This window comes from Methylibium sp. Pch-M, from assembly GCF_004136295.1.
In the GTDB taxonomy this organism is placed as follows: domain Bacteria; phylum Pseudomonadota; class Gammaproteobacteria; order Burkholderiales; family Burkholderiaceae_C; genus Methylibium; species Methylibium petroleiphilum.
Map to the genome: position 1 here is coordinate 3,181,447 of NZ_CP029606.1, position 24,000 is coordinate 3,205,446.

Annotated in this window: 20 protein-coding genes; 10 read left to right on the forward strand and 10 right to left on the reverse strand. The window is 70.8% G+C overall.

The window, feature by feature from the left end:
* A complete protein-coding gene (dut, locus tag C1M51_RS15365; protein ID WP_036234828.1) occupies positions 1-450 on the forward strand; it encodes a dUTP diphosphatase in 450 nt (149 codons plus the stop codon).
* 33 nt (positions 451-483) lie between these two features.
* On the opposite strand, the gene C1M51_RS15370 is transcribed toward dut, so the two are convergent.
* Entirely contained in the window at positions 484-1,005 is a 522-nt protein-coding gene (locus C1M51_RS15370) for a peptidylprolyl isomerase (protein WP_129451142.1), read from the reverse strand.
* A gap of 25 nt (positions 1,006-1,030) precedes the next feature.
* On the opposite strand from C1M51_RS15370, the gene C1M51_RS15375 reads away from it, so the two are divergent.
* From C1M51_RS15375 to C1M51_RS15385, 3 genes are all read left to right on the forward strand, one after another.
* Positions 1,031-2,179 (forward strand): JmjC domain-containing protein, encoded by a 1,149-nt coding sequence (locus C1M51_RS15375; RefSeq protein WP_129451144.1) that lies wholly within the window; start codon positions 1,031-1,033, stop codon positions 2,177-2,179.
* Positions 2,169-2,699, forward strand: coding sequence for a hypothetical protein (locus tag C1M51_RS15380; RefSeq protein ID WP_129451146.1), 531 nt, complete (start codon positions 2,169-2,171; stop codon positions 2,697-2,699). The genes C1M51_RS15375 and C1M51_RS15380 overlap by 11 nt, the downstream gene beginning before the upstream one ends.
* A 142-nt stretch (positions 2,700-2,841) precedes the next feature.
* Complete coding sequence (locus tag C1M51_RS15385) at positions 2,842-3,144, forward strand: hypothetical protein (RefSeq protein ID WP_165349706.1); 303 nt, start codon at positions 2,842-2,844, stop codon at positions 3,142-3,144.
* Between the two features lie 103 nt (positions 3,145-3,247).
* On the opposite strand, the gene C1M51_RS15390 is transcribed toward C1M51_RS15385, so the two are convergent.
* The 6 genes from C1M51_RS15390 to C1M51_RS15410 form a co-directional block, all read right to left on the reverse strand.
* A complete protein-coding gene (locus C1M51_RS15390; RefSeq protein ID WP_129451150.1) occupies positions 3,248-4,015 on the reverse strand; it encodes an MBL fold metallo-hydrolase in 768 nt (255 codons plus the stop codon).
* Between the two features lie 38 nt (positions 4,016-4,053).
* Positions 4,054-5,223 carry an outer membrane protein assembly factor BamC gene (gene bamC / locus C1M51_RS15395; RefSeq protein ID WP_129451152.1) on the reverse strand — a complete coding sequence of 390 codons (1,170 nt, stop codon included), beginning with the start codon at positions 5,221-5,223 and terminating at the stop codon, positions 4,054-4,056.
* 106 nt (positions 5,224-5,329) lie between these two features.
* Entirely contained in the window at positions 5,330-6,211 is an 882-nt protein-coding gene (gene dapA, locus C1M51_RS15400) for a 4-hydroxy-tetrahydrodipicolinate synthase (protein WP_129451154.1), read from the reverse strand.
* Positions 6,212-6,270: 59 nt separating this feature from the next.
* Entirely contained in the window at positions 6,271-6,858 is a 588-nt protein-coding gene (locus C1M51_RS15405; protein WP_129451156.1) for a bifunctional 2-polyprenyl-6-hydroxyphenol methylase/3-demethylubiquinol 3-O-methyltransferase UbiG, read from the reverse strand.
* A 1-nt stretch (position 6,859) separates the two neighbouring features.
* Positions 6,860-6,991, reverse strand: coding sequence for a hypothetical protein (locus tag C1M51_RS19340; protein ID WP_256360032.1), 132 nt, complete (start codon positions 6,989-6,991; stop codon positions 6,860-6,862).
* 19 nt (positions 6,992-7,010) lie between these two features.
* Positions 7,011-8,234 carry an MFS transporter gene (locus C1M51_RS15410; protein ID WP_129451158.1) on the reverse strand — a complete coding sequence of 408 codons (1,224 nt, stop codon included), beginning with the start codon at positions 8,232-8,234 and terminating at the stop codon, positions 7,011-7,013.
* 121 nt (positions 8,235-8,355) lie between these two features.
* On the opposite strand from C1M51_RS15410, the gene C1M51_RS15415 reads away from it, so the two are divergent.
* Complete coding sequence (locus C1M51_RS15415; protein WP_129451160.1) at positions 8,356-10,335, forward strand: DNA topoisomerase IV subunit B; 1,980 nt, start codon at positions 8,356-8,358, stop codon at positions 10,333-10,335.
* Between the two features lie 47 nt (positions 10,336-10,382).
* Complete coding sequence (parC, locus tag C1M51_RS15420) at positions 10,383-12,692, forward strand: DNA topoisomerase IV subunit A (protein ID WP_129451162.1); 2,310 nt, start codon at positions 10,383-10,385, stop codon at positions 12,690-12,692.
* A 27-nt stretch (positions 12,693-12,719) separates the two neighbouring features.
* Here the strand turns inward: parC and C1M51_RS15425 are convergent, their stop codons facing one another.
* The 3 genes from C1M51_RS15425 to C1M51_RS15435 form a co-directional block, all read right to left on the reverse strand.
* Positions 12,720-13,073 carry a hypothetical protein gene (locus C1M51_RS15425; RefSeq protein ID WP_129451164.1) on the reverse strand — a complete coding sequence of 118 codons (354 nt, stop codon included), beginning with the start codon at positions 13,071-13,073 and terminating at the stop codon, positions 12,720-12,722.
* Positions 13,074-13,149: 76 nt separating this feature from the next.
* Positions 13,150-13,677, reverse strand: coding sequence for a disulfide bond formation protein B (locus C1M51_RS15430; protein ID WP_129451166.1), 528 nt, complete (start codon positions 13,675-13,677; stop codon positions 13,150-13,152).
* The gene (locus tag C1M51_RS15435) at positions 13,674-14,138 is read right to left on the reverse strand and encodes a RidA family protein (protein ID WP_129451168.1); all 465 of its coding nucleotides are present in this window, start codon (positions 14,136-14,138) and stop codon (positions 13,674-13,676) included. The genes C1M51_RS15430 and C1M51_RS15435 overlap by 4 nt, the downstream gene beginning before the upstream one ends.
* A 101-nt stretch (positions 14,139-14,239) precedes the next feature.
* On the opposite strand from C1M51_RS15435, the gene C1M51_RS15440 reads away from it, so the two are divergent.
* Genes C1M51_RS15440 through C1M51_RS15455 form a run of 4 tightly spaced genes read left to right on the forward strand, consistent with a single transcriptional unit; the run spans position 14,240 to position 23,950 of the window.
* The gene (locus C1M51_RS15440) at positions 14,240-16,780 is read left to right on the forward strand and encodes a DNA internalization-related competence protein ComEC/Rec2 (RefSeq protein WP_129451170.1); all 2,541 of its coding nucleotides are present in this window, start codon (positions 14,240-14,242) and stop codon (positions 16,778-16,780) included.
* A gap of 36 nt (positions 16,781-16,816) precedes the next feature.
* Entirely contained in the window at positions 16,817-20,326 is a 3,510-nt protein-coding gene (locus C1M51_RS15445) for a DUF2126 domain-containing protein (RefSeq protein ID WP_129451172.1), read from the forward strand.
* Positions 20,327-20,343: 17 nt separating this feature from the next.
* Positions 20,344-23,013, forward strand: coding sequence for a circularly permuted type 2 ATP-grasp protein (locus C1M51_RS15450; protein ID WP_129451174.1), 2,670 nt, complete (start codon positions 20,344-20,346; stop codon positions 23,011-23,013).
* Positions 22,991-23,950, forward strand: coding sequence for a transglutaminase family protein (locus tag C1M51_RS15455; RefSeq protein WP_129451176.1), 960 nt, complete (start codon positions 22,991-22,993; stop codon positions 23,948-23,950). Before C1M51_RS15450 ends, C1M51_RS15455 begins: the two co-directional genes overlap by 23 nt.
* Positions 23,951-24,000 lie beyond the last annotated feature (50 nt).

The following is a 24,000-nucleotide window of genomic DNA, read 5'->3' on the forward strand; positions in this document are numbered from 1 at the left end:
ATGACGACGATCGACGTGAAAGTGCTGGACCCGCGCATGGCGGACCAGCTGCCCGCCTATGCCACCCCGGGCAGTGCCGGCCTCGACCTGCGCGCCTGCCTCGACGCGCCGCTGTTGCTCGAGCCTGGGCAGACGCAGCTGATCCCGACCGGCCTGTCCATCCACATCGGCGACCCGGGCCTGGCCGCGGTGATCCTGCCGCGCTCCGGCCTGGGCCACAAGCACGGCATCGTGCTCGGCAACCTGGTCGGCCTGATCGACTCCGATTACCAGGGCCCGCTGATGGTGAGCTGCTGGAACCGCGGGCCGGCTGCCTTCACGGTGCAGCCGCTCGAACGCATCGCGCAACTGGTGATCGTGCCGGTGGTGCAGGCGAGCTTCCGGGTCGTCGACGACTTCGGTGCCTCGGAGCGCGGCGAGGGCGGTTTCGGCTCCACCGGCCAGCGCTGACCGGGCCCGGCCCGCGCGCGCCGCGCGGCCGCGTCAGTGCAGCTGGGGCGAGGGCGGCACCGCGCTCAGCACCGAGAGGGCCGAGGTCGAGACCGAGCGGTGCTCGATCTCCTCTTCGCTGGCCGCGCGCACGTCGCGCACCTTCAGCGCAAGGACCAGCGCGATACCGGCCAGCGGGTGGTTGCCGTCGAGCACCACGTGGCTGTCGTAGACCTCGGTGACCGTGTAGACGGTGTCGAGCGGCAGGTCGCGCGTGGTCGTGCCTTCGGGCGGTCCGTCGAATTGCATGCCGGCCTCGATGTGCTCCGGAAAGACGCTGCGTTCCTCGAAGAACACCAGGTCGGCGTCGTAGTCGCCGAAGGCGTGTTCGGGCTCCAGGTGCAGCGTGGCCTCGAAGCCCTCGGACTGGCCGACGATCGATTCCTCCACCTTGGAGAGCAGATCGTCGCCGCCGACGAAGAACTCCACCGGCTCGGCCAGTTCGTCGATCAGTTGTCCGTGCGCGTCTTCGAGCCGCCAGGTCAGACTGACGACGCAGGGGGGCGTGATTTGCATGAAAGGATGATCGCACAATGAGGCCATGTCCCTGCTGCCCGCCATCGACGCGCCGACGCCCTTGCTGGGTGCCCTGAGCCCACGCCGTTTCATGCGCCGCCACTGGCAGAAGCGGCCGCTGCTGATCCGCCAGGCACTGCCTGGCGTGCGCCCTCCGCTGGACCGCGGCGCGCTGTTCGCACTGGCCGGCAGCGAGGATGTCGAGTCGCGCCTGATCGTGCGGCAGCGCGATCGCTGGACCTTGCGTTCCGGGCCGCTGCCGCGCCGGGCGCTGCCGCCCGTTGCGCAGGCCGGCTGGACGCTGCTGGTGCAAGGCCTGGACCTGCACGTGCCGGCGGCGCGCGACCTGCTGTCGATGTTCCGTTTCGTGCCCGAAGCGCGGCTCGACGACCTGATGCTGTCGTGGGCCAGCGATGGCGGCGGTGTCGGCCCGCATGTCGACTCCTACGACGTGTTTCTGCTGCAGGTGCAGGGTCGTCGCCGCTGGCGCATCGCGCCACCGGGCGACGACACGCTGCGGCCGGATCTGCCGCTGAAGATCCTGGCGCACTTCGAGCCGCAGCAGGAGCGGTTGCTCGAACCCGGCGACATGCTCTACCTGCCGCCCGGCTGGGGGCACGACGGGGTGGCCGACGGCGAGTGCATGACCGCATCGATCGGCTTCCGGGCCCCGGCGCGCGGCGAACTGGCGCGCGAGGTGCTGGCTCGGCTGCTCGAGCGCGAGGACGACGCGCCGCGCGTGCTGTACCGCGACGCGGCCCAGCCGGCGACCGACGCGCCGGGGCGCATCCCCGAGGCGCTGCAGCGCTTTGCGGTCGACGCGGTGTCGCGTGCGCTGCGCGATCCGCGGGCACTGCAGGCGGCGCTCGGCGAGGCGCTCACCGAGCCGAAGCCGCGCGTCTGGTTCGCGCCGCCGGCGGAGGTGCGGTCGATCGATGCAGGCGTGCGCCTGGATCCGCGCACGCGCATGATGTACGACGCGGGCCATGTGTTCGTGAATGGCGAATCCTGGCGCGCCGCGGGGCGTGATGCCGCTCTGATGCGCCGGCTCGCCGACCGCCGTGCGTTGTCGACACGCGAATTGGAGCGGGCCAGCGAGCCTGCACGGGAGTTGCTGACGCAGTGGGCCGAAGACGGCTGGCTGCAGGTCGTGGGAGATGAAGATGGCTGCTGAACCGACCGATACACCGCAGGAGGGCGCTTCGGCGCCCGCCGGCGGCACCCAGGTGATCGACACCCGCGAGGGCTTCGGCCAGGCCGTGCTGTCCGCGCTGGACGAGTGCGCGGAGGCCGGCGCACGGCATCTCTGGCTGTGCGATCGGGACTTCGCGCGGTGGCCGCTCGGGCAGCCGGCGGTGATCGAGGCGCTGACACGCTGGGCCAGTTCGCGACGCCAGCTGACCGTGCTGGCCGCCGGTTACGAGGGCTTCGCGCAGCGTTTCCCGCGCTGGGTTCATTGGCGTCGGCAGTGGTCGCACATCGTCCAGTGCCTGGCAGTCCACGAAGAAGTGGCCGATAAACTGCCGACGCTGCTGTTCGCACCGGAACGCGTGGCCGTCCGCTTGCACGATGGCGAGCGCTACCGGGGCCGGGTCTACCGCGAGACCGCGGATCTGGTGTCCTGTCGAGAACTCGTTGAGGCGCTTTCGCAACGAGCCGACGACAGCTTCCCTGTCACGACCTTGGGTCTATGAGGGTATGCACCATGTTCGGGATACACTCTTGGGCTAGGCATGGGGCTGCTCGAGCGGCCCTGGTCTTTGTCAGGAACTCGACGTCGTTCGGCGGGTTCCGCCACACCGGTGTTATTTGAACCCTTCGTTTGAGGACCTCATGATGAAAAAATCGCTCCTGCTTGCCACGCTGATCGCTGCTGCCGCCCTCGCCGCTTGCGGCAAGAAGGAAGAAGTCGCGACCGCCGTCGACGCTGCTGCGTCGGCGACCGCGCAGGCCGCCTCGGCGGCCACCGACGCGGCTTCGGCTGCGGCGGGTGCTGCGGCTGACGCTGCTGCGTCGGCTGCCACCGCTGCGACCGACGCAGCTGCTTCGGCGGCTGCCGGTGCCGCCGCGGGCGCTGCGGACGCGGCTTCGGCTGCCGGTGCTGCTGCTTCGGCCGCTATCGACGCTGCCAAGAAGTAAGTGCAAGTAGGAGGGCGGCGGGGCTCGGGCTCCGGACGCTCCTCGCTTCAGGAAGCCGCCCCTCGGGGCGGCTTTTTTTCGTCCGGCGGCTGCGCGAAGCGGCTCAGGCCAGGTCCAGCCAGTCGAAACCCCGGCGCGCGCTGGCTACCACGATGTCGGCGGCGTCGGTGCCGACCGCCCCGGCCAGTGCGGCGGAGGCCAGATCCGGACGGTTGTTCTGTTCGCTCAGATGGGCGGCCACCACATGGCGGAGCTTGGCGTGCCGGCAGGCTGCCAGCACCTCGGCGGCGGTGTCGTTCGCCAAATGGCCCAGGCGCCCGCCGACACGGGCCTTCAACGAGGCGGGGTAGCTCGAGTTCGCCAGCAGGTCCCGGTCGTGATTGCACTCCAGCAGCAGGGCGTCGCAGCCCTGCAATGCACCCAGAAGGTGCGCCGTGATCGAGCCGGCATCGGTGAGCACGCCCAGCCGGCGCTGGCCATCGGTGCAGCTCAGTTGCAACGGCTCGGCGGCATCGTGGGGCACGGTGTAGGGCGACAGTTCGAGATCCCCCACCGCGACGGGAGCCCCGTCGCTCACGAAGTGCAGCAGGTCGTCGTCGAGCTCGGGGGCGCCGATCGCGCGCCAGGTGCCGCGGCTCATCCACAGCGGCAGGCGGTGGCGCCGGGCCAGACTCAGCGCGCAGCCGACGTGGTCTCCGTGCTCGTGGGTGATGAACAGGGCCGTGAGGCCGGACGGGTCGAGGTCGAGGCGGCCAAGCCGCAGCAACAGCTCCTTCTGCGTGAAGCCGCAGTCGATCAGCAGGCGGGTCGCGCCGGCCTCCACCAGCGTGGCATTGCCGGTACTGCCGCTGCCGAGGCTGCAAAAGCGCATGGCGGCGACAGCAGCCTCCGCCGTTCAGGCCGTCGTCGTCACTTCAGGTCGGTCGCCAGCAGTTCCAGGATGCGCTGCGCGGCATCACCCGTCTCGGAGCCGCCCTGGTTGTTGAGCACCGTCACCAGCGTTGAATCCGCCTGGCTCTTCACCGCGATGCGGTAGCGCGCCAGGCCACCTTGTGCCGCCGTGTCCTTCTTGCCGCCACCGAACAGCTTGCTGAAGAAGCCGGGCTCATCCTTGGCGGCCTGCGCCTGGTCGATGTAGCGCACGTAGTACAGGCCCTGGGCGCGGTCGCGATCCTCGACCGTGAAGCCGCTGCGATCCAATGCGAGGCCGACACGCCGCCAGGCGCGATCGAAGCCCTCGTCGACCTGCAGTCCGGTGCCAGCGCCGGCCAGCAGCCGTGCACGGGCCGCGGGCGGCACCGGAGCGGCCGAGGCGGCCGCCGCGGCAGCTTCCGCAGCCTTGGCCTGCTCTTCCTTGGCGCCGAGCTTGAGCATCAGGCGAGACAGCATCACGGCCTCGAGATCGGGGTCGGCCGGGCGGGGCTGCCATACCGTGGAGTCCTTGCGCTCGCTGGTGTAGACCTCGACCATGCCGCGGTGGCTGATGTAGATCTCGGTGCCACCCTCGGGCGTGCGCTCCAGACGGGTGCGGAAGCGGTCCCGCTCGCCGGTGTCGTAGACCGAGTCGAACACCTTGCCGATCGTGCCGCGGATGATGTCCTGCGGCAGCTTGGCGCGGTTCTCGGCCCAGTTGGTTTCCATCAGCCCGGTGTCGCGCTGTTCGAGATCGAGCTGGAAGCCGCGCTCCTGCCAGAAGGCCTGCAGTTGAGGCCACAGCTGCTCTGGTGTCTGGCGAGTGGCCAGCCAGCGCTGGCTGCCGGCGCGCTCGAGGCGGACATCGCCGACCACGCTGGGCGCGACGCTCGCGGCCGTGCCGGCGGCGGTGGGCGCCGAGCTGTTGGGCGAAGGCGTCTGCAGCGTCGAAGCGCTGATCGTGCCGCTGGCCGTCTGGTAGCGCTGGTCGGGGGAGAGCTGGGTGAGGTCGGGCGGGATCTCGAGCGAGACCGATTTCGCTCCCTTGGTCTTGTAGTCGACCTTGTCGCCTTCCAGCGCATTGTTGATCGTGCAGGCCGACAGGCCGGACGCCACCGCGATCAGCAGCAGGCGGGCAGGAACGTTGAATCGACTTTGGAAACTCACGGGAGGCTTCTCCGGGGATCGGGCTGGGCAGGCCGCCGGTGCGGCGGGGCAGGGGAGCGCAAGGCGTTGTGGGTGAAGCAGCGGTACCGTTCCGGGCGCCGAAGCGTCACAGCAGGCCGGCGTCGCGCAGCGACTGCTCGACCACCGGCTGCAGCGCCGCACTCAGCGGCGTCAGCGGCAGGCGCAGTGCACCGCCGCAGCGGCCCATGCGCTGCAGCGCCCACTTCACCGGAATCGGATTGGGTTCGCAGAACAACTGCTTGTGCAGCGGCAACAGCGCCAGGTGGATCTCGGCGGCTCGCTTCGCATCACCGGCCATCGCCGCGACGCACAGCTCGTGCATTGCACGCGGCGCGACGTTGGCCGTCACACTGACGTTGCCATGGCCACCCAGCAGCATCAGCGCCACCGCGGTCGGGTCGTCGCCGGAGTAGATGGAGAAACCCTTCGGCGCCTGCTTGATCAGCCAGCACGCGCGCTCGATGTTGCCGGTGGCCTCCTTCAGGCCGACGATGCCGGGCACCTGGGCCAGCCGCAGCACCGTCTCGGGCAACATGTCGGCCACGGTACGGCCGGGCACGTTGTAGAGCACCACCGGGATGTCCACCGCTTCGGCGATGCTGCGGAAGTGCTGGTACTGGCCTTCCTGCGTGGGCTTGTTGTAGTAGGGCACGACCTGCAGCGTGCAGTCGGCGCCGACCTGCTTTGCGTAGCGGCTCAGCTCGATGGCCTCGCGCGTGGAGTTCGCGCCGGCTCCGGCCATCACCGGCACGCGGCCGGCGACATGCTCGACCGCCACGCGGATGATCTCGCAGTGCTCCTCGGGCGTGACCGTCGGCGATTCGCCGGTGGTGCCGACCACGCCGATGCAGTCGGTGCCTTCGGCAATGTGCCAGTCGATCAGGCGACGCAGCGCGGGATAGTCGACGCTGCCGTCCTCGTGCATCGGCGTGACGAGCGCGACGATGCTGCCAACGATGGGTTTCATGGGAAGTCCTCTGAATCCCGGGATTTTAGCCAGCCGCAGTAACGAGGCTGACGCGGTGGCTACAAGGGATAACGCGGTGGCTGGTCCGAGGCCGACGCGCCGGGCTCGGCCTCCCGCACGGCGGCGATGCGCTGCACGAAGCGCAGCGGCGACTCCAGCGTGCCGTCCTCGTAGGCCAGCACGCGCCAGCCGGCGCCGGCGCCGCGCACCGCGTCGAGCAGCTCGCCCGGGCGCAGCAGGAAGTCGGGGTTCGACGGCTTGCCGACGGTCTGGTTGCCGAGCGCGAAGGTTTCGTAGATCAGCCGGCCGTTGGTGGCCACGCAGGCGAGGATCGCCGGCAGCAGCGGCCGCCACAGGTAGTTGGTGACGATCACCACATCGAAGGCGCGGCCCTCCAGCGGCCATGGGCCGGACTCGATGTCGGCGGTGATCAGCTCGGCCTGCGGGCAGGCGGCTGCCAGGCCCTCGAGGGCGGTCGCGTCCCGGTCCACGCCGGTGAGGCGCTGCCCTTGGGCCGTGAGCCAGCGCAGGTGCCGGCCGGAACCGCAGGCCAGGTCGAGCACGCGCTGGCCGGCCGGGAGCGTGCGCGTCCAGCGTTCCACCCAGGGCGACGCCGCCAGCCCCCCGTGCAGCGCGGTCAAGCCCATGCTAGAAGCAGCTCCATACGCGGTTGGCCAGATCGACCATCAGGTCGGGCTGCAGGTAGGCCAGGAACACCGCACTCAGGGCGGCAGCGGACGCGGCCCAGATCAGGAATCGCTTGCAGGAGAGGGCTTTCATCGCCGTGGCACCCCGCGAGTCATGCCGGCGCCGGGACGCCGCCGCGCGTGATCGCGGTCTCCCGCACCGGCAGGTTGATCAGCGCGGCGAACACGCCGAGCGCGACCGCGATCCACCACACCACGTCGTAGCTGCCGGTCGCGTCGTAGAGCTTGCCGCCCAGCCACACGCCGAGGAAGCTGCCGATCTGGTGGGCCAGGAAGACGAAGCCGCCCAGCATCGAGAAATGCTTGATGCCGAAGATCTGCGCGACCACCGCATTGGTGGTGGGCACCGTCGACAGCCACAGCAGGCCCATCGCGATCGAGAACGCGTACACCGAGGCGGGCGTCAGCGGCAGGGCCAGGAAGGCGATGATGGCCAGCGAACGCAGCGCGTAGATGCTCGCCAGGATGTGCCGCTTGGCCAGCCGCTGGCCCAGCACGCCGGCCGCGTAGGTGCCGAACACGTTGAACAGGCCGATCAGCGCCAGTGCCGTCGTCGCCACCTGAGGCGACAGGCCGTGGTCCTTCAGGTAGCTCGGCATGTGCACGCCGATGAAGACCACCTGGAAGCCGCAGACGAAGTAGCCCGCCATCAGCAACTGGAAGCTGCGGTAGCCGAAGGCCTCGCTCACGGCCTCGCCGATGCTCTGCTGCGCGCCGGTGGGCGCGGCGAGTTTCGGTTCCTTCAAGCCGAAGGCCAGCGGCACGATGGCCAGTGCCGCGCAACCCAGCAGGATCAGGGCTTCCTGCCAGCCGAAGGCCGAGATCAAGCCGCTTTCCACCGGCACCATCAGGAACTGGCCGAACGAGCCGGCCGCAGCCGTGATGCCCATCGCCCACGAGCGCTTCTCGGGGGCGACGTTGCGACCGATCACGCCGTAGACGATGGCATAGGTGCAGCCGGCCTGGGCCATGCCGATCATCAGCCCGGCACTGCCGTGAAAAGCCAGGCCTGACGTGGCCAGCGCCATCAGCACCAGCCCGCCGGCGTAGAGCACGGCACCGGCCACCAGCACCTTGAAGGCGCCGTAGCGGTCGGCCAGCATGCCGGCGAACGGACCGACCAGGCCCCAGCTCAGGTTCTGGATCGCCAGTGCGAGGCCGAAGGTCTCCCGGGACCAGCCGCGGTCCATCGTGATCGGCTGCAGCCACAGCCCGAAGCCGTGGCGGATGCCCATCGACAGCGTCACGATGGCGGCACCGCACAGCAGCACCTGGGTCATCGAGAGGGTCTGCGGTGCGCGGGTCGTCGAGGTCATCGAACGATTGTCACGAATTTCAAGTTTCGACGCTGGCCGCCCGCCTTCGCCCGGCCCGCCCGGCCACTGTGGTAAGCCCGCGCGCCGGTACGCGCGCGACGGCTCCCTAGAATCTTCGCCCATGGCAACCAAACCTTCTTCGCCGGGCCGTTACGGCGAATCGTCCATCCGCGTGCTCAAGGGCTTGGAGCCGGTGAAGCAGCGGCCGGGCATGTACACCCGCACCGACAACCCGCTGCACATCGTGCAGGAAGTGATCGACAACGCCGCCGACGAGGCGCTCGCCGGGCACGGTCAGCGCATCGCGGTGACGCTGCATGCCGACGGCTCGGTCAGCGTCGACGATGACGGTCGCGGCATCCCGTTCGGCCTGCACCCCGAGGAGCAGGTGCCGGTGGTCGAGATCGTGTTCACGCGGCTGCACGCCGGCGGCAAGTTCGACAAGGGTGCGGGCGGTGCCTACAGCTTCTCCGGCGGGCTGCACGGCGTGGGCGTCAGCGTGACCAATGCGCTGTCGACGCGGCTGCAGGTCGAGGTGTTCCGCGAGGGCAAGGTCGCGGCCCTGGCCTTCGCCGGCGGCGACGTGATCGAGCCGGTCGCGTCGCGCAAGGCCGGCGCCGCCGACCGCCGGCAGGGCACCAGCGTGCGGGTCTGGCCCGACCCGAAGTACTTCGAGAGCGCCGAGCTGCCGAGGAACGAACTGGTGCACCTGCTGCGCAGCAAGGCAGTGCTGATGCCGGGCGTGAGCGTGACGCTCACGCACGAGAAGAGCGGCGAGGTGCAGACCTGGCGCTACGAAGGCGGGCTGCGCGACTACCTGATGCAGACGCTGCAGGCCGACCCGGTGATTCCGCTGTTCGAGGGCGCGCACTACGCCGAGGAAGGCGAGACCGAGAATTTCGCCGAGGGTGAGGGCGCGGCCTGGTGCGTGGCCTTCACCGAGGACGGTCAGGCGGTGCGCGAGAGCTACGTGAACCTGATCCCCACGGTGGCCGGCGGCACCCACGAGTCGGGCCTGAAGGACGGCCTGTTCCAGGCCGTCAAGGGCTTCATCGACCTGCATTCGCTGCTGCCGAAAGGCGTGAAGCTGATGCCCGACGACGTGTTCTCGCGCGCCAGCTTCGTGTTGAGCGCCAAGGTGCTCGACCCGCAGTTCCAGGGCCAGACCAAGGAGCGGCTCAACTCGCGCGACGCGCTGCGGCTGGTGTCCACCTACGTGAAGCCGGCCTTCGAGCTGTGGCTGAGCCAGCACGTCGAGCACGGCCGCAAGCTGGCCGAGCTGGTGATCCGCCAGGCGCAGGCACGCCAGCGTGCCGGCCAGAAGGTCGAGAAGCGCAAGGGCTCCGGCGTGGCCGTGCTTCCGGGCAAGCTGACCGACTGCGAGAGCCGCGACGTTGCGCTCAACGAACTCTTCCTCGTCGAAGGCGACTCGGCCGGCGGCAGCGCCAAGATGGGCCGCGACAAGGAGACCCAGGCCATCCTGCCGCTGCGCGGCAAGGTGCTCAACTCCTGGGAGGTCGAGCGCGACCGCCTGTTCGCCAACAACGAGATCCACGACATCTCGGTGGCGATCGGCGTCGACCCGCACGGCGCCGCCGACGAGCCCGATCTGTCGGGTCTGCGCTACGGCAAGATCTGCATCCTGAGTGACGCCGACGTCGACGGCTCGCACATCCAGGTGCTGTTGCTGACGCTGTTCTTCCGGCACTTCCCCAAGCTGATCGAGCGTGGCCACATCTGCATCGCCAAGCCGCCGCTGTTCCGTGTGGACGCGCCGGCGCGCGGCAAGAAGCCGGCGGCCAAGCTGTACGCGCTGGACGAGGGCGAGCTCGCCGCCATCCTCGACAAGCTGCGCAAGGAAGGCGCTCGCGAGACGAGCTGGACCATCAGCCGCTTCAAGGGCCTCGGCGAGATGAACGCCGAGCAGCTGTGGGACACCACGCTCAATCCCGACACGCGGCGCCTGCTGCCGGTGAGCTGGGGCCTGCTCGACTTCGGCCAGACCGAAGGCTCGTTCAACAAGCTGATGGGCAAGGGCGAGGCCGCGTCGCGGCGCGAGCTGATGGAACTGCACGGCGATGCGGTCGAGGTGGATGTGTGAGGGGTCGCACCCTGCGGGTCTGACGACGGCTCACGATCGAGAACGAGATGAATCAACTGGAACTGAATGCTGCCGGCGGCGACAACGGCGACGCCATCACCCTCGCCCACTATGCCGAGCGCGCCTACCTCGAGTACGCGCTGAGCGTCGTCAAGGGCCGGGCGCTGCCCGACGTGTGCGATGGCCAGAAGCCGGTGCAGCGCCGCATCCTCTATGCGATGGAACGGCTGGGTCTGGCCTTCACCACCGCCGGCGGCCCGAAGGCGATGAAGAGCGCGCGCGTCGTCGGCGACGTGCTGGGCCGCTACCACCCGCACGGCGACACCGCGGCCTACGACGCGCTGGTGCGCATGGCGCAGGACTTCTCGCAGCGCTACCCGCTGATCGACGGCCAGGGCAACTTCGGCTCGCGCGACGGCGACGGCGCGGCGGCGATGCGCTACACCGAGGCACGCCTCGCGCCGATCACGCGGCTGCTGCTCGACGAGATCGACGAGGGCACGGTCGACTTCATCCCCAACTACGACGGCTCCACGCAGGAGCCGAAGCAATTGCCCGCGCGCCTGCCCTTCGTGCTGCTGAACGGCGCGAGCGGCATCGCGGTGGGCCTGGCGACCGAGATCCCCAGCCACAACCTGCGCGAGGTGGCCGCGGCCGCGGTGGCGCTGATCAAGCAGGAGAAGCTGTCCGACGACGAGCTGTTCGTCTTGCTGCCCGGCCCCGACTACCCGGGCGGCGGCCAGATCATCAGTGCCGAGGCCGACATCCGCGACGCCTACCGCAGCGGCCGCGGTTCGCTGAAGGTGCGGGCGAAATGGAAGATCGAGGACCTGGCGCGCGGCCAGTGGAACCTCGTGGTCACCGAACTGCCGCCCGGCACCAGCGCGCAGAAGGTGCTGGAGGAGATCGAGGAGCTGACCAACCCCAAGGTCAAGGCCGGCAAGAAGGCGCTGAGTGCCGAGCAGACGCAGCTCAAGACCACCGTGCTCGCCGTGCTGGACGCGGTGCGCGACGAATCCGGCAAGGAAGCTGCGGTGCGCCTGGTGTTCGAGCCCAAGAGCCGCGCCGTCGAGCAGCAGGAGCTGATCAACGTGCTGCTGGCGCACACCAGCCTGGAGACCTCGGCGTCGATCAACCTGACGATGGTGGGGGCCGACGGCCGGCCGACGCAGAAGTCGATGCGCCAGATGCTGTCCGAATGGATCGGCTTCCGGCTCGAGACGGTGCAGCGCCGCACCCGCCACCGCCTCGGCAAGGTGCTGGACCGCATCCACATCCTCGAAGGCCGGCAGCTGGTGCTGCTGAACATCGACGAGGTGATCCGCATCATCCGCAACGCCGACGAACCCAAGCCGGCGCTGATCGAGCGCTTCCGGCTCAGCGACCGGCAGGCCGAGGACATCCTCGAGATCCGGCTGCGCCAGCTGGCGCGGCTGGAGGCCATCAAGATCGAGCAGGAGCTGAAGAGCCTGCGCGAGGAGCAGGGGCGGCTCGAGGAGATTCTCAACAGCCCGGCCGCGCTGAAGCGCACGGTCGTGAAGGAGATCGAGGCCGATGCCAAGGCGCACGGCGACGAACGCCGCACGCTGATCCAGGCCGAGAAGAAGGCGGTCGCCGAGGTCAAGGTGGTCGACGAGCCGGTCACGGTGGTCATCAGCAGCAAGGGCTGGGTGCGCGCGCGCCAGGGCCATGGCCACGACGCCGCGGCCTTCGCCTTCAAGGCCGGCGACACGCTGTACGGCACCTTCGAGTGCCGCACCGTCGACACGCTGCTGGTGTTCGGCTCGAACGGGCGCGTGTACTCGGTCGCCGTCAGCGGCCTGCCCGGTGCGCGCGGCGACGGGCAGCCGATCACGTCGATGATCGAGCTCGAATCCGGCACCCAGCCGCAGCACTACTTCGCCGGCCCGGCCGACGCGACGCTGCTGCTCGCCAACACCGGCGGCTACGGCCTGCTGGCGAAGGCCGGCGATCTGCAGTCGCGCCAGCGCGGCGGCAAGGGCTTCCTCACGCTGGCCGAGGGCGAGAAGCCGTTGCCGCCCAGCCGTGCCGATGCCGCGGCGCAGATCGCCTGCCTCAGCCTCGGCGGTCGCCTGCTGGTGTTCGCGCTCGATGATCTGAAGCTGCAGCCCAAGGGCGGCCGCGGGCTGACGCTGATGGACCTGGAGACCAAGGACGCGCTGGTCAGCGTGGCCGCGTTCGACAAGACCCTGCGCGTGCTGGGCAGCGGACGTGGCGGCAAGGCCAAGGACGAGACGCTCGGCGCGGCGGCGGTGGCCGTCTACAAGGGTGCGCGGGCGCGCAAGGGCAAGCCGGCCGACCTCGGCTTCAAGCCGACCTGGCTGCTGCGCGCCTGAGCGGTTGCCGGCGGCTGCCGGCGCCGCTCACTTGCCGCGTGCAGCCCGGCGTGGTCTGGCTGAGGGAGAGGCGGCGGTCGGCGTCGCGGGGCGCTTGTGCGCCACGCTGCGGCCATGCGGCGTGGCAGGGGTCGACGCCACGCGCAGCGGCATCGCGGAGAGCGGGCTCGGTGGCACGACGGGCCGCGCCGGCATCACGCCCGGCAGGGCAGGCCAGGCGAGGCGCCAGTAGCGCCACCAGGCCTCGGTCGCCTCGGCGGCCTGCTGCCACAGCACGCGCTGCGACTCGGCGAGTGCCTGCGGCGTCCACAGCGCCGCGTCCCGCGTGGGCGACGGCACGCTGTCGCCGTCGGGAAACCAGAAGCGATGCCAGGGGGTCATGGCCGATCTCCTACGGCGCAGCACTGCGCCTCGGCGACCAGCATAGTCCCCGCGCGTGACCGGGTCTTGACCGGGATCAGGCGCGCAGCCTGCGGTGCCACAGCAGCAGCGCCGCCGTGAGCCCGATCGATGCGAACAGCAGGCCGCTCCACACCTCGAAGGGCTGGCCCAGCAACCGGGCGGACGCCGCCTCGGCGCAGGTGGCCGTCACCTGGAACAGCCAGGGCACGGCGGTCTCGAGGCCGGTCACGCTCAGGAAGCGATCCGCGAGCGTGAAGGCGCAACTGCTGTCCTTGGCCGCGACCTGGTGCTGGAACACGGCCGATGCGATGCCACCGACCGACAGCGCGAGGACCAGTCCACTCGTCACCACCGTCACCGCACACACCGGTGCGGCCCAGCCGATCAACGCGACCACGGCGATCGCGAGGTAGAGCACACGCTGGAAGATGCACCAGGGGCAGGGCAGCATGCCGAACACGTGCTGCGCGACCAGCGCGCCGCCGACCGCGGTGATGCAGGCCAGCGCCACCAGCGCGAGCACGCCGCGCGGCAGCCGGTGGAACACGCTGGCGTGGGGCAGGCGCGCGGTCGCAACGCTCACGCAGCCACCTCGGCGATCAGTTCGATCTCGACGCAGGCGCCCAACGGGAGTTGGGCCACGCCGAAGGCGCTGCGGGCGTGGGCGCCGCGGTCGGCACCGAACACCTCGCCGATCAGCTCGGAGGCGCCGTTGGTCACCAGGTGGTGCTCGGTGTAGGTGGGCGAGCTGTTCACCAGGCTCATGAGCTTGACGATGCGCAGCACGCGCTCCAGGTCGCCGCCGACCGCGGCGTTCAGCGTGCCCAGCAGGTCGATCGCGACGGCCCTCGCGGCGGCCTTGCCGGCGTCGGTGCTCATGTCGGTGCCCAGTTGCCCGACGTGCGGCTTGCCGTCGCGCTTGGCGATGTGGCCGGACAGGAACACCAGGTTGCCGCTGCGCACGAAGGGCACGTAGGCGGCGGCCGGCACGGCGACCGGCGGCAGCACGATGCCGAGGTCTTTGAGGCGTTGCTGGATCGACATGGGGGAGGCTCCTTTTCGCGGGCGACGATCCTACCGCGCGGCCCGTCACCCCAGTCGTGGAGGGCCTGCCGATCGGCGCAGCGGCTTCCTACACTCGACCGATGCCCTCGTCTCCGTCGCTGCCGGGCCTGCGCCTGCTGGCCGCCGGTGCCGGCGTGGTGCTGGGATCGTCCCTGCAACTGCAGCAGGCGCAGCTGTGGCTGCCGGTCCACTACGCCGCACTCTCGGTGCTGGGCCTCGCGGTGTCGATGCTCCTGTTCAGCTTCGATCGTCGGGGTCCGCTGCGAGGCCGCGTCCAGGCGCTGACGCTGGCCGTCCTGACCGCGCTGACCGCGGTGGGTTTCGGTGCGACAGGCCTGCGCGCCGGCTGGCGTCTGGCCGAGCAACTGCCGGCCGAACTCGAGGGGCGCGACCTCGCCGTGATCGGCGTGATCGCCGGGCTGCCGCAGCGCTCCCCGGAGGCCTGGCGCTTCCACTTCGAGCCGCGTTCGGCGCGCATCGGCGACCGCGTGATCGAGCTGCCGTCGCGCCTGTCGCTCGGCTGGTACGCCTCACCCGACGGCCCCGAATTGCCGGCGCTGCGCGCCGGCCAGCGCTGGCAGCTCGCGCTGCGCCTGAAGCGCCCGCATGGCCTGTCGAATCCGCACGGCTTCGACTACGAGCTGTATCTCTTCGAGCAGGGCGTGCGCGCGACCGGCTCGGTGCGCGCGGTGCGCGACATGCCCAACCGCCTGCTCGGAGACGGCGAGGGCCATGTCGTCGATCGCCTGCGGCAATCGGTGCGCGACGCGATCACTGCGCGTGTGGCCGATGCGTCGTCGGCCGGCGTGCTGGCCGCATTGGCGGTGGGCGACCAGGCTGCGATCGAGCGCGACGACTGGGCGCTCTATCGCCAGACCGGCGTTGCGCATCTCATGTCCATCAGCGGACTGCACGTCACGATGTTCGCGTGGCTCGCGGGCCTGGGCGTGGGCGCACTGTGGCGTCGCAGCCGCCGCGCAATGGCGGCCTGCCCGACCCCGCTGGCGGCGCGCTGGGGCGGCCTGGCGGCGGCCTGCGCCTATGCGGTGTTCGCCGGCTGGGGCGTGCCGGCGCAGCGCACGGTGCTGATGCTGGCCAGCGTCGTCGTGCTGGGCGCCGCGGGCTTGCGCTGGAGCTGGCCGCTGGTCTGGACGGCGGCCATGGTGGTCGTGACCGCGATCGACCCCTGGGCCCTGCTGCAGCCGGGCTTCTGGCTGTCCTTCGCGGCCGTCGGCCTGCTGCTGGCCTCGGGCGAGGCGCGCGGGCTCGTCGCGGCCAGCAGCGGGCTGGCGACCGCACCGACGCGGCTGCGCTGGCGGGGCGCCGCCGCGCGGCTGGCCCGGCTGCTGTCGGGCGGCCTGCGCACGCAGGCCATCGCGACGCTGGGTCTTGCGCCCTTGACGCTGGTGTTCTTCCAGCAGTTGTCGCTGGTCGGCTTCGCCGCCAATCTGGTCGCCATTCCCGTCATCACGCTCGGCGTCACGCCAATGGCGCTGTTGGGCGTGCTGCTGCCGCCGCTATGGGGGCCTGCCGCCTGGACGGTGGCGCAGTTGAACGCCGGGCTGCAATGGCTCGCCACGCCGGACTGGGCGGTGTGGTCCGTGCCGGCCGCCACACCGTGGGCCGCGGCCTGCGGCCTGCTCGGCGCCGCGCTCGCCTTGCTGCCGCTGCCCTGGACGTTGCGCGCGCTCGGCCTGCCGCTGTTGCTGCCCCTGCTCGCGCCCGCCGTGCCGCGGCCGGCGGAGGGCGCCTACGACATGACGGTGGTCGACGTTGGCCAGGGCACGGCGGTGCTGTTGCGCACCGCGCGCCACACGCTGCTCTACGACACCGGACCGCAGTACGCGCGCGAGTCCGATGCCGGCGGGCGGGTGCTGCTGCCGCTGCTGCGCTCGCTGGGCGAGGAGCGCCTCGACCTGCTGATGCTGAGCCACCGCGACAGCGACCACGTGGGCGGCGCCGGCGCCGTGCTGCGCGGCCTGCCGGTGACGCGCCTGGCGAGTTCGCTCGAGGCGAGTCACGGCCTGCTGGCGCTGGCCGGCACGCTGGGCGTCGACCGCGAGCCGTGCGTGGCGGGCCGGCAGTGGACCTGGGAGGGCGTGCAGTTCGAGCTGCTGCACCCGACGGCCGAGGCCCTGGCCGCGGCGGAGCAGGTGAAGACCCGACCCAACACCCTGAGCTGCGTGCTTCGGATCGGCGGCCGCTGGGGCGGGCGGGCGCACACGGTGCTGCTCACCGGCGACCTGGAGCGCGAGCAGGAGGCGCGCCTGGTGGCCCTGCATGGCGGGGCGCTGGCGAGCGAGGTGCTGCTGGTGCCTCACCATGGCAGCAAGACCTCGTCCAGCGCCGCCTTCCTCGACGCCGTGGCGCCACGCGTGGCGGTCGTGCAGGCGGGCTACCGCAACCGCTTCGGCCATCCGGCGACGGAGGTGCTGGCACGCTATGCCGAGCGAGGCATCTCGGTGGTCGACAGCCCGCGCTGCGGCGCCTGGCACTACGGGCCGGCGGGCGCCGCCTGCTGGCGCCCACGGGTCCGGCGCTATTGGCATCATCCTGACGCAGACAGCACGCACAATGGCGTGGAAGTTGCTAACCCTGTCGGGCCGGAATCGACCGACTGACACCGGCACGCACTGCCCGCCCCGAAGGAGAGTCTCTTGTCGATCCACGTCGCGCTGAACCACGTCACGCACTACCGCTACGACCGGCGCGTTGCGCTCGGCCCCCAGGTGGTCCGCCTGCGCCCGGCGCCGCATTGCCGCACGCCCATCCTCAGCTACTCGCTGCGGGTGGAGCCCGTCGATCATTTCGTCAACTGGCAGCAGGATCCGTTCGCGAACTACCTCGCGCGCCTGGTGTTCCCCCAAAAGACCACCGAGTTCAAGATCACCGTCGATCTCGTCGCCGAGATGTCGGTCTACAACCCCTTCGACTTCTTCCTCGAACCCAGCGCAGAGAACTTTCCCTTCAGCTACGAAGAGGGCCTCAAGCATGAACTCGCGCCCTACCTCGTGGCCGGCGAACTGACGCCGCTCTTCAAGGCCTTCGTCGACAGCGTGCCGCGCAAGACCCAGCGCACCATCGATTTCCTGGTCGGCCTGAACCAGCGCCTGCAGAGCGACATCAGCTACCTGATCCGCATGGAGCCCGGCGTGCAGACGCCCGAGCAGACGCTGGAGAACCGCTCCGGCTCCTGCCGCGACACCGGGTGGCTGATGGTGCAGGCGCTGCGCCACATGGGCCTGGCGGCGCGCTTCGTGTCGGGCTACCTGATCCAACTCAAGCCCGACGTGAAGGCCCTCGATGGCCCCAGCGGCGCCGAGGCCGACTTCACCGACCTGCACGCCTGGTGCGAGGTCTACCTGCCGGGGGCCGGCTGGATCGGCCTCGACCCCACATCGGGCCTGATGGCCGGCGAGGGCCACATCCCGGTGGCCTGCACGCCCGAGCCGTCGAGCGCGGCGCCGGTCGAGGGCGGCGTCGACGAGAGCGAGGTGGTGTTCACCCACTCGATGAGCGTCACCCGCATCCACGAATCGCCGCGCGTGACCAAGCCGTATACCGAGGCGCAGTGGGGTGAGGTGCTGTCGCTCGGCGAGCAGGTCGACCGGCAACTGAAGGCGCAGGACGTTCGGCTCACGCAGGGCGGCGAGCCGACCTTCGTGTCGGTCTACGACCGCGAGGGCGCCGAGTGGAACACCGCCGCGCTCGGCCCGACGAAACGCGGCTTTGCCAACGAGCTGGTGCAGCGCCTGCGCGCGCGCTATGGCGAGGGCGGCTTCCTGCATTTCGGCCAGGGCAAGTGGTACCCGGGCGAGCAGTTGCCGCGCTGGGCGCTCAGCATCTTCTGGCGCGCCGACGGCGAACCGTGCTGGATCGACCCGACGCTGTTCGCCGACGAGCGCCAGCCCACCGGCTACAGCGAGGTCGAGTCCAAGGCCTTCATCGAGCTGCTGGCACGCAAGCTGGGCCTGGCCACCGACTACATACAGGCCGGCTACGAGGACACCTGGTACTACCTGTGGCGCGAGCGCCGCCTGCCGGTGAATGTCGACCCCTTCGATGCGCGGCTCGACGACGAACTGGAGCGTGCCCGCCTGCGCAAGGTGTTCGACCAGGGGCTGACCAAGGTCGTCGGCTACATGCTGCCGATCAAGCGCGAACCGGGCGCGCCCGGGCTGGCCGGACCGAGCTGGACCACCGGCCCGTGGTTCTTCCGTGACGAACGCATGTACCTGATGCCGGGGGATTCGCCGATGGGCTACCGGTTGCCGCTCGATTCGCTGCCCTGGGTCACGAAGGGCGACTACCCCTACCTGATCGATGCCGATCCCTTCGCGCCGGCCGCACGCCTGCGCTCGGTGGCCGCGCTGCGGGCGCAGTACGGCGAGCATGCCTTTCGTGGGCCCGACGCCGATGCGTCCGGATTGGACGGCGGCGGCGCCGCAGGCGACGGCGGCGCTTCGGCGCGGTCTGGGACAGCGGCGAGTGATGCCGGCGGCCCGGGCGGTGCAGCGGGGGCCGGGCTGCCGGCCGGTGGGGGTGCCGGCCTCGGCGCGGGTGCGAGCGGTTCGCCGCGCGCTGCCGCGGCCCGCCGCGGTCTGACGCATGCGCCGGCGCGCTTCGAGTCGGCTGCGTGGATCACGCGCACCGCGATGTGCGTCGAGGTGCGCGGCGGCATCCTCTACGTCTTCATGCCGCCGCTGGAACTGCTGGACGATTACCTCGACCTGCTGGCCGCGGTGGAGGCCACGGCGGCGGCGCTGGGCATCAAGCTCGTGCTGGAAGGCTATCCGCCGCCGCGCGACGCGCGGCTGAAGATGCTGCAGGTGACGCCCGATCCCGGCGTGATCGAGGTCAACATCCACCCGGCGTCCAGCTGGGAGCAGCTGGTCGACCACACCGAGTTCCTCTACGAGGCGGCGCACGAGACGCGGCTGTCGACCGAGAAGTTCATGCTCGACGGCCGCCACACCGGCACCGGCGGCGGCAACCACTTCGTGCTGGGCGGTGCGACGCCGGGCGACAGTCCCTTCCTGCGCCGGCCCGACCTGCTGGCCAGCCTGCTGGCCTACTGGCACAACCACCCCAGCCTGTCCTATCTGTTCTCGGGCATGTTCATCGGCCCGACCAGCCAGGCGCCACGCATCGACGAGGCGCGCAACGACCAGGTGTTCGAGCTCGAGATCGCGCTGAAGGAAATCGAGAACCAGACCTCCCGCTTCGGCCAGGTGCCGCCGTGGATGATCGACCGGACCCTGCGCAACATCCTGATCGACGTCACCGGCAACACCCACCGCGCCGAGTTCTGCATCGACAAGATGTACTCGCCGGACGGCCCCACCGGCCGCCTCGGGCTGCTGGAGCTGCGCGCCTTCGAGATGCCGCCGCACGCGCGCATGAGCCTCGTGCAGCAGCTGCTGCTGCGCGCGATGATCGCGCGCTTCTGGCACACGCCCTACACCGGCGGCACCACCACGCGGCTCACGCGCTGGGGCACCGAGCTGCACGATCGCTTCCTGCTGCCGACCTTCGTGCAGATGGATTTCGCCGACGTGCTGGCCGAACTGCGCCAGGACGGTTTCGCGTTCGATCCGGCCTGGTTCGCGCCGCACTTCGAGTTCCGCTTCCCGATCATCGGCGAGGTCACGGTGGCCGGCATCGAGCTGACGGTGCGGACCGCGCTCGAGCCCTGGCACGTGATGGGCGAGGAGGGCGCGCCCGGGGGCACCGTGCGCTATGTCGATTCGTCGCTGGAGCGCGTGGAGGTCAAGGCCACCGGCCTCAACGGCAACCGCCACGTCGTCACTGTCAACGGCTGGTCGCTGCCGCTGCAGCCCACCGGCCGGGTCGGGGAGTTCGTGGCCGGGGTGCGCTACAAGGCCTGGGCGCCGCCGTCCGCGCTGCACCCCACCATCCCCGGCCATGCGCCGCTCACCTTCGACGTCGTCGACACCTGGATGAGCCGTTCGCTCGGGGGCTGCCGCTATCATGTGGCGCATCCCGGTGGTCGCAACCATGACAGCTTCCCGGTCAACGCCTACGAGGCCGAAAGCCGACGGCTGGCGCGCTTCTTCAAGCTCGGCCACACGCCGGGCAGGATGAAGGTCCAGCCGGCCCAACCGAGTCGCGAGTTTCCCTTCACCCTCGATCTGCGCCACCTCTGAGTCTCGATCCCGCCGCCGTGCAGCAGTCTTCGCTCGAATTCGACGCTTCCGGCGGCTGGCATTCCGATGCGGTGCTGCATGGCGTGCTGCACGCCGCGCGGCGGGCCGACCCGGGCCACTACGACGAGCTGCTGCAGGACACCGGGCAGGCGCTGCGCGACCGCTGGCAGCGATTCTTCGAGCTGCTGGGCGCCGACGGACTGAGCGGCCTGGACCGGCGCGCCGGCCAGATCGCGCAGCAGATCCACCGCAACGGCGTCACCTACAACGTCCATCAGCCGGCCGGTGTCGGCGGTGAGAGCATCAAGCGGCCCTGGTCGCTGGGCGTGCTGCCGCTGCTGATCGAGCCGGCCGACTGGCAGGTGATCGAGGCCGGCATCGCCCAGCGCGCCCGACTGCTCGAGGCCATGCTGGCCGACTGCTATGGCCCGCAGCGCCTGCTGCACGAGGGCCTGCTGCCGCCGGCGCTGGTGCTCGGTCACCCGAGCTACCTGCGCCCGCTGCACGGCGTCGTGCCGGCCGGTGATGTGAGGCTGCATGTGCTGGCCTTCGACATCGCGCGCGGGCCCGGTGGCGAGTGGTCGGTGGTGTCGCAGCGCAGCCAGGCGCCGTCCGGCCTGGGCTATGTGCTGGAGAACCGGCTGATCGTGTCGCGCCAGTTCCCCGAGGCCTTCCGCGAGCTGCGCGTCGAGCACATCGCCTCCAGCTACCGCAGCCTGCTCGACTCGCTGCTCGGCCCGGCCTCGGTGATCGCCGCGGCCGACGGCGGCGCCACGCCGCGGCTCGCGCTGCTGACGCCGGGGCCCTACAACGAGACCTATTTCGAGCAGGCCTACCTGGCCCGCTACCTCGGCCTGCCACTGGTCGAGGGCGGCGACCTGACGGTGCGCGACGACCGCCTCTACCTGAAGACCGTGCAGGGCCTGGAGCCGGTGCATGGCCTGCTGCGGCGGCTGGACGACATCTGGTGCGATCCGCTGGAGCTGCGCGCCGATTCCGCGCTGGGCGTGCCGGGCCTGCTGCAGGTGCTGCGTGCCGGCCGGTTGGTGATGGCCAATGCGCTGGGGACCGGCTTCGTCGAGTCGCCGGGCGTGCTGGGCTTCATGCCGGCGATCTCGCGGCGCCTGCTCGGCGAGCCGCTGGCGCTGCCGGCGCTCGCGAGCTGGTGGTGCGGCGAGGACGCCGCCTGGCAAGCCACCCGCGGCGAGCTGGCGGCGCGCGTGATCCGGCCGACCTACCAGGGCGTGCGAAGCCGCAGCTTCGAGCCGCAGATCGGCGGCACGCTGCCGCCGGCCGCGCACGAGCAATGGCGCGCGCGCATCGATGCCGAGCCCGACGCCTACACGCTGCAGCGCTACCTGCCGTTCTCCCAGACACCGTGGTGGGAGTCGGGTGCCTTCCTGCCACGCACGGCGATGCTGCGTGTCTATGCCATCGCCGACGGCCGCGGTGGCTACCGCGTGCTGCCTGGCGGCATGACGCGCATCGCCGCGCGCGATCCGCACGTCGTGTCGATGCAGCACGGCGGTGCCAGCCTCGACACCTGGGTGCTGCGCGAGGGCGCGGTCGATACCTACTCGATGCTGCCGCAGCGCCTGCGGCCGGAGGAGATCGCGGTGCACCAGCGGCCGGTATCGAGCCGCACCGCCGAGAACCTGTTCTGGATGGGCCGCTATACCGAGCGCACCGAGCAGCTGGTGCGTCTGGCGCTGGCCACCGCGGCGTTGGTCGAGGACGATGACGACACGCCGTCGGCGGTGCTCGACGCCATTTCCGAGCTGACGCAGCGCAGCGGCCTGGCGCCGACCGGCGTGCCGTCACTGACGCAGTCGCCGCGGGTGTTCGAGCGCTCGGTGGTCGCCGCGCTGGCCGACCCCGAAGACCACCACAGCATCGCCTACAACCTGGCGGCGCTCGACCGCGTGGCCGGGTCCCTGCGCGAGCGCCTGTCGACCGAGCACGGGCGCCTGGTCCGCTCGATGGTCGAGGACTTCCATGCCCGGGTCACGAGGGCGCTCACGCCGGTACCTGCCGGCAACGACGACGAAGGCGAGAACGAGCGGGCGATCCCGGCCGTGCCCGGGCTCGCCACCGACGCGATGCGTGGTGCGCTCGAGCACCTCGCGAGCCAGCTCGCTGCGGTCACCGGCGCTCAGAGCGACCGCATGACGCGCGACGACGGCTGGCGTCTGCTGACGATCGGCCGTCAGGCCGAGCGCCTGATCACGATGAGCGGCACGCTGCGCTGCTTCTTCGAGGACGGTGCGGTGCACAGCGCGCATGGCTTCGACCTGCTGCTCGACCTGTTCGACAGCAGTCTGACCTACCGCGCGCGCTACCCGGGCCGCCAGGAGGCGCTGGCGCTGCTCGACTTGCTGGTCATCGACCCGGCCAACCCCCGCGCACTGGGCTGCGTGCTGCGCCGCCTGCGCACCGAGCTGGCCAAGCTGCCCGGCAGCGCGGGCTCCGTGGAGGAGATGCTGGGCCTGCTGCCGCCGTTCGGCGTCGGCACGACGCTGGTCGATCTGTGTCGCAAGGCCGGGCCGGGCCAGGAAGCGGTGGTCGACGACGAGCTGGTGGTGGCGCTCGCCGACCGCCTGGCCGATGCCGGCGCGCGACTCTCCGATGACGTGGGGCGACGCTATTTCGCACTCGCCGGCCTGCATGAACAGCATCTTTCGGTCTGAGCCGCCGGCGCCTCTGCCGCGCCCGGCCGACGCCCTGCACGGGCCGGTCGAGCTGGAGGTCGTGCACGTCACCGAGTACCGCTATTCCAGCCCGGTCGAGCTGGCGCAGCACATCGCCGTGCTGCGGCCGCGTGACGACGCGGCACAACAGCTGCTGGGCTTCGAGATGGAGATCGAGCCGGCGCCGGCGCAGCAGCACGACGACCGCGACGTCTATGGCAACAGCCGCCGCGTGTTCACGCTGACGGCCTCTCACCAGCACCTGCGGGTCTGCGCCACCAGCCGCGTGCGTGCCCATGCGACCGCGCGCTCCGACGCCGCGGCGCTGCCCTGGGAGGCCTGCCGCGCCCACTGGCGCTACGAGTCGGGCCGCCCGCTGGACGCGGCGGTCGAGTTCACCTTCCCGTCCACGCTGGTGCCGCACCACGCGGCGCTGCGCGACTGGGCCCTGCCGTCCTTCCCGCCGGGCCGCGGCATCGACGAGGCGGCCACCGAGCTGATGCACCGGTTGCACGCCGATTTCACCTATGCGCCGCACAGCACCGAGGTCGGCACCCCGGTGCTGCAGGCCTTCGAGCAGCGGCGTGGCGTGTGCCAGGACTTCGCCCACGTGATGATCGGCAGTCTGAGGGCGCTGGGCCTGTCGGCCCGCTACGTCAGCGGCTACCTGCTGACCGAGCCGCCGCCGGGCCAGCCGGTACTGCAGGGGGCCGATGCCTCGCACGCCTGGGTGGCGGTGGCGGTGCCGCGCGAGGACGGCTCGGCCGATTGGCTGGAACTCGACCCCACCAACGACTGCGAGGCCGGTCTGACCCATGTGCGCCTCGCACTGGGGCGCGACTATGCCGACGTGACGCCGCTGTGCGGCGTGATCCGTGGTGGCGGCCGCCACCAGCTCGATGTGCGCGTGGGGACGCGCGTGGTGCCTGCGGCATGATCGGTTCGCGACGGGCCGGGATGGCTGCTTGGCACAATCTCTGCTAGCTC

What these genes read in the sequence shown, in the direction of transcription:
- dut (WP_036234828.1), top strand. Translation starts at nt 1, where the DNA reads ATGACGACGATCGACGTGAAAGTGCTGGACCCGCGCATGGCGGACCAG.
- C1M51_RS15370 (WP_129451142.1), bottom strand. Translation starts at nt 1,005, where the DNA reads ATGCAAATCACGCCCCCCTGCGTCGTCAGTCTGACCTGGCGGCTCGAA.
- C1M51_RS15375 (WP_129451144.1), top strand. Translation starts at nt 1,031, where the DNA reads ATGTCCCTGCTGCCCGCCATCGACGCGCCGACGCCCTTGCTGGGTGCC.
- C1M51_RS15380 (WP_129451146.1), top strand. Translation starts at nt 2,169, where the DNA reads ATGGCTGCTGAACCGACCGATACACCGCAGGAGGGCGCTTCGGCGCCC.
- C1M51_RS15385 (WP_165349706.1), top strand. Translation starts at nt 2,842, where the DNA reads ATGAAAAAATCGCTCCTGCTTGCCACGCTGATCGCTGCTGCCGCCCTC.
- C1M51_RS15390 (WP_129451150.1), bottom strand. Translation starts at nt 4,015, where the DNA reads ATGCGCTTTTGCAGCCTCGGCAGCGGCAGTACCGGCAATGCCACGCTG.
- dapA (WP_129451154.1), bottom strand. Translation starts at nt 6,211, where the DNA reads ATGAAACCCATCGTTGGCAGCATCGTCGCGCTCGTCACGCCGATGCAC.
- C1M51_RS15405 (WP_129451156.1), bottom strand. Translation starts at nt 6,858, where the DNA reads ATGGGCTTGACCGCGCTGCACGGGGGGCTGGCGGCGTCGCCCTGGGTG.
- C1M51_RS19340 (WP_256360032.1), bottom strand. Translation starts at nt 6,991, where the DNA reads ATGAAAGCCCTCTCCTGCAAGCGATTCCTGATCTGGGCCGCGTCCGCT.
- C1M51_RS15410 (WP_129451158.1), bottom strand. Translation starts at nt 8,234, where the DNA reads ATGACCTCGACGACCCGCGCACCGCAGACCCTCTCGATGACCCAGGTG.
- C1M51_RS15415 (WP_129451160.1), top strand. Translation starts at nt 8,356, where the DNA reads ATGGCAACCAAACCTTCTTCGCCGGGCCGTTACGGCGAATCGTCCATC.
- parC (WP_129451162.1), top strand. Translation starts at nt 10,383, where the DNA reads ATGAATCAACTGGAACTGAATGCTGCCGGCGGCGACAACGGCGACGCC.
- C1M51_RS15425 (WP_129451164.1), bottom strand. Translation starts at nt 13,073, where the DNA reads ATGACCCCCTGGCATCGCTTCTGGTTTCCCGACGGCGACAGCGTGCCG.
- C1M51_RS15435 (WP_129451168.1), bottom strand. Translation starts at nt 14,138, where the DNA reads ATGTCGATCCAGCAACGCCTCAAAGACCTCGGCATCGTGCTGCCGCCG.
- C1M51_RS15440 (WP_129451170.1), top strand. Translation starts at nt 14,240, where the DNA reads ATGCCCTCGTCTCCGTCGCTGCCGGGCCTGCGCCTGCTGGCCGCCGGT.
- C1M51_RS15455 (WP_129451176.1), top strand. Translation starts at nt 22,991, where the DNA reads ATGAACAGCATCTTTCGGTCTGAGCCGCCGGCGCCTCTGCCGCGCCCG.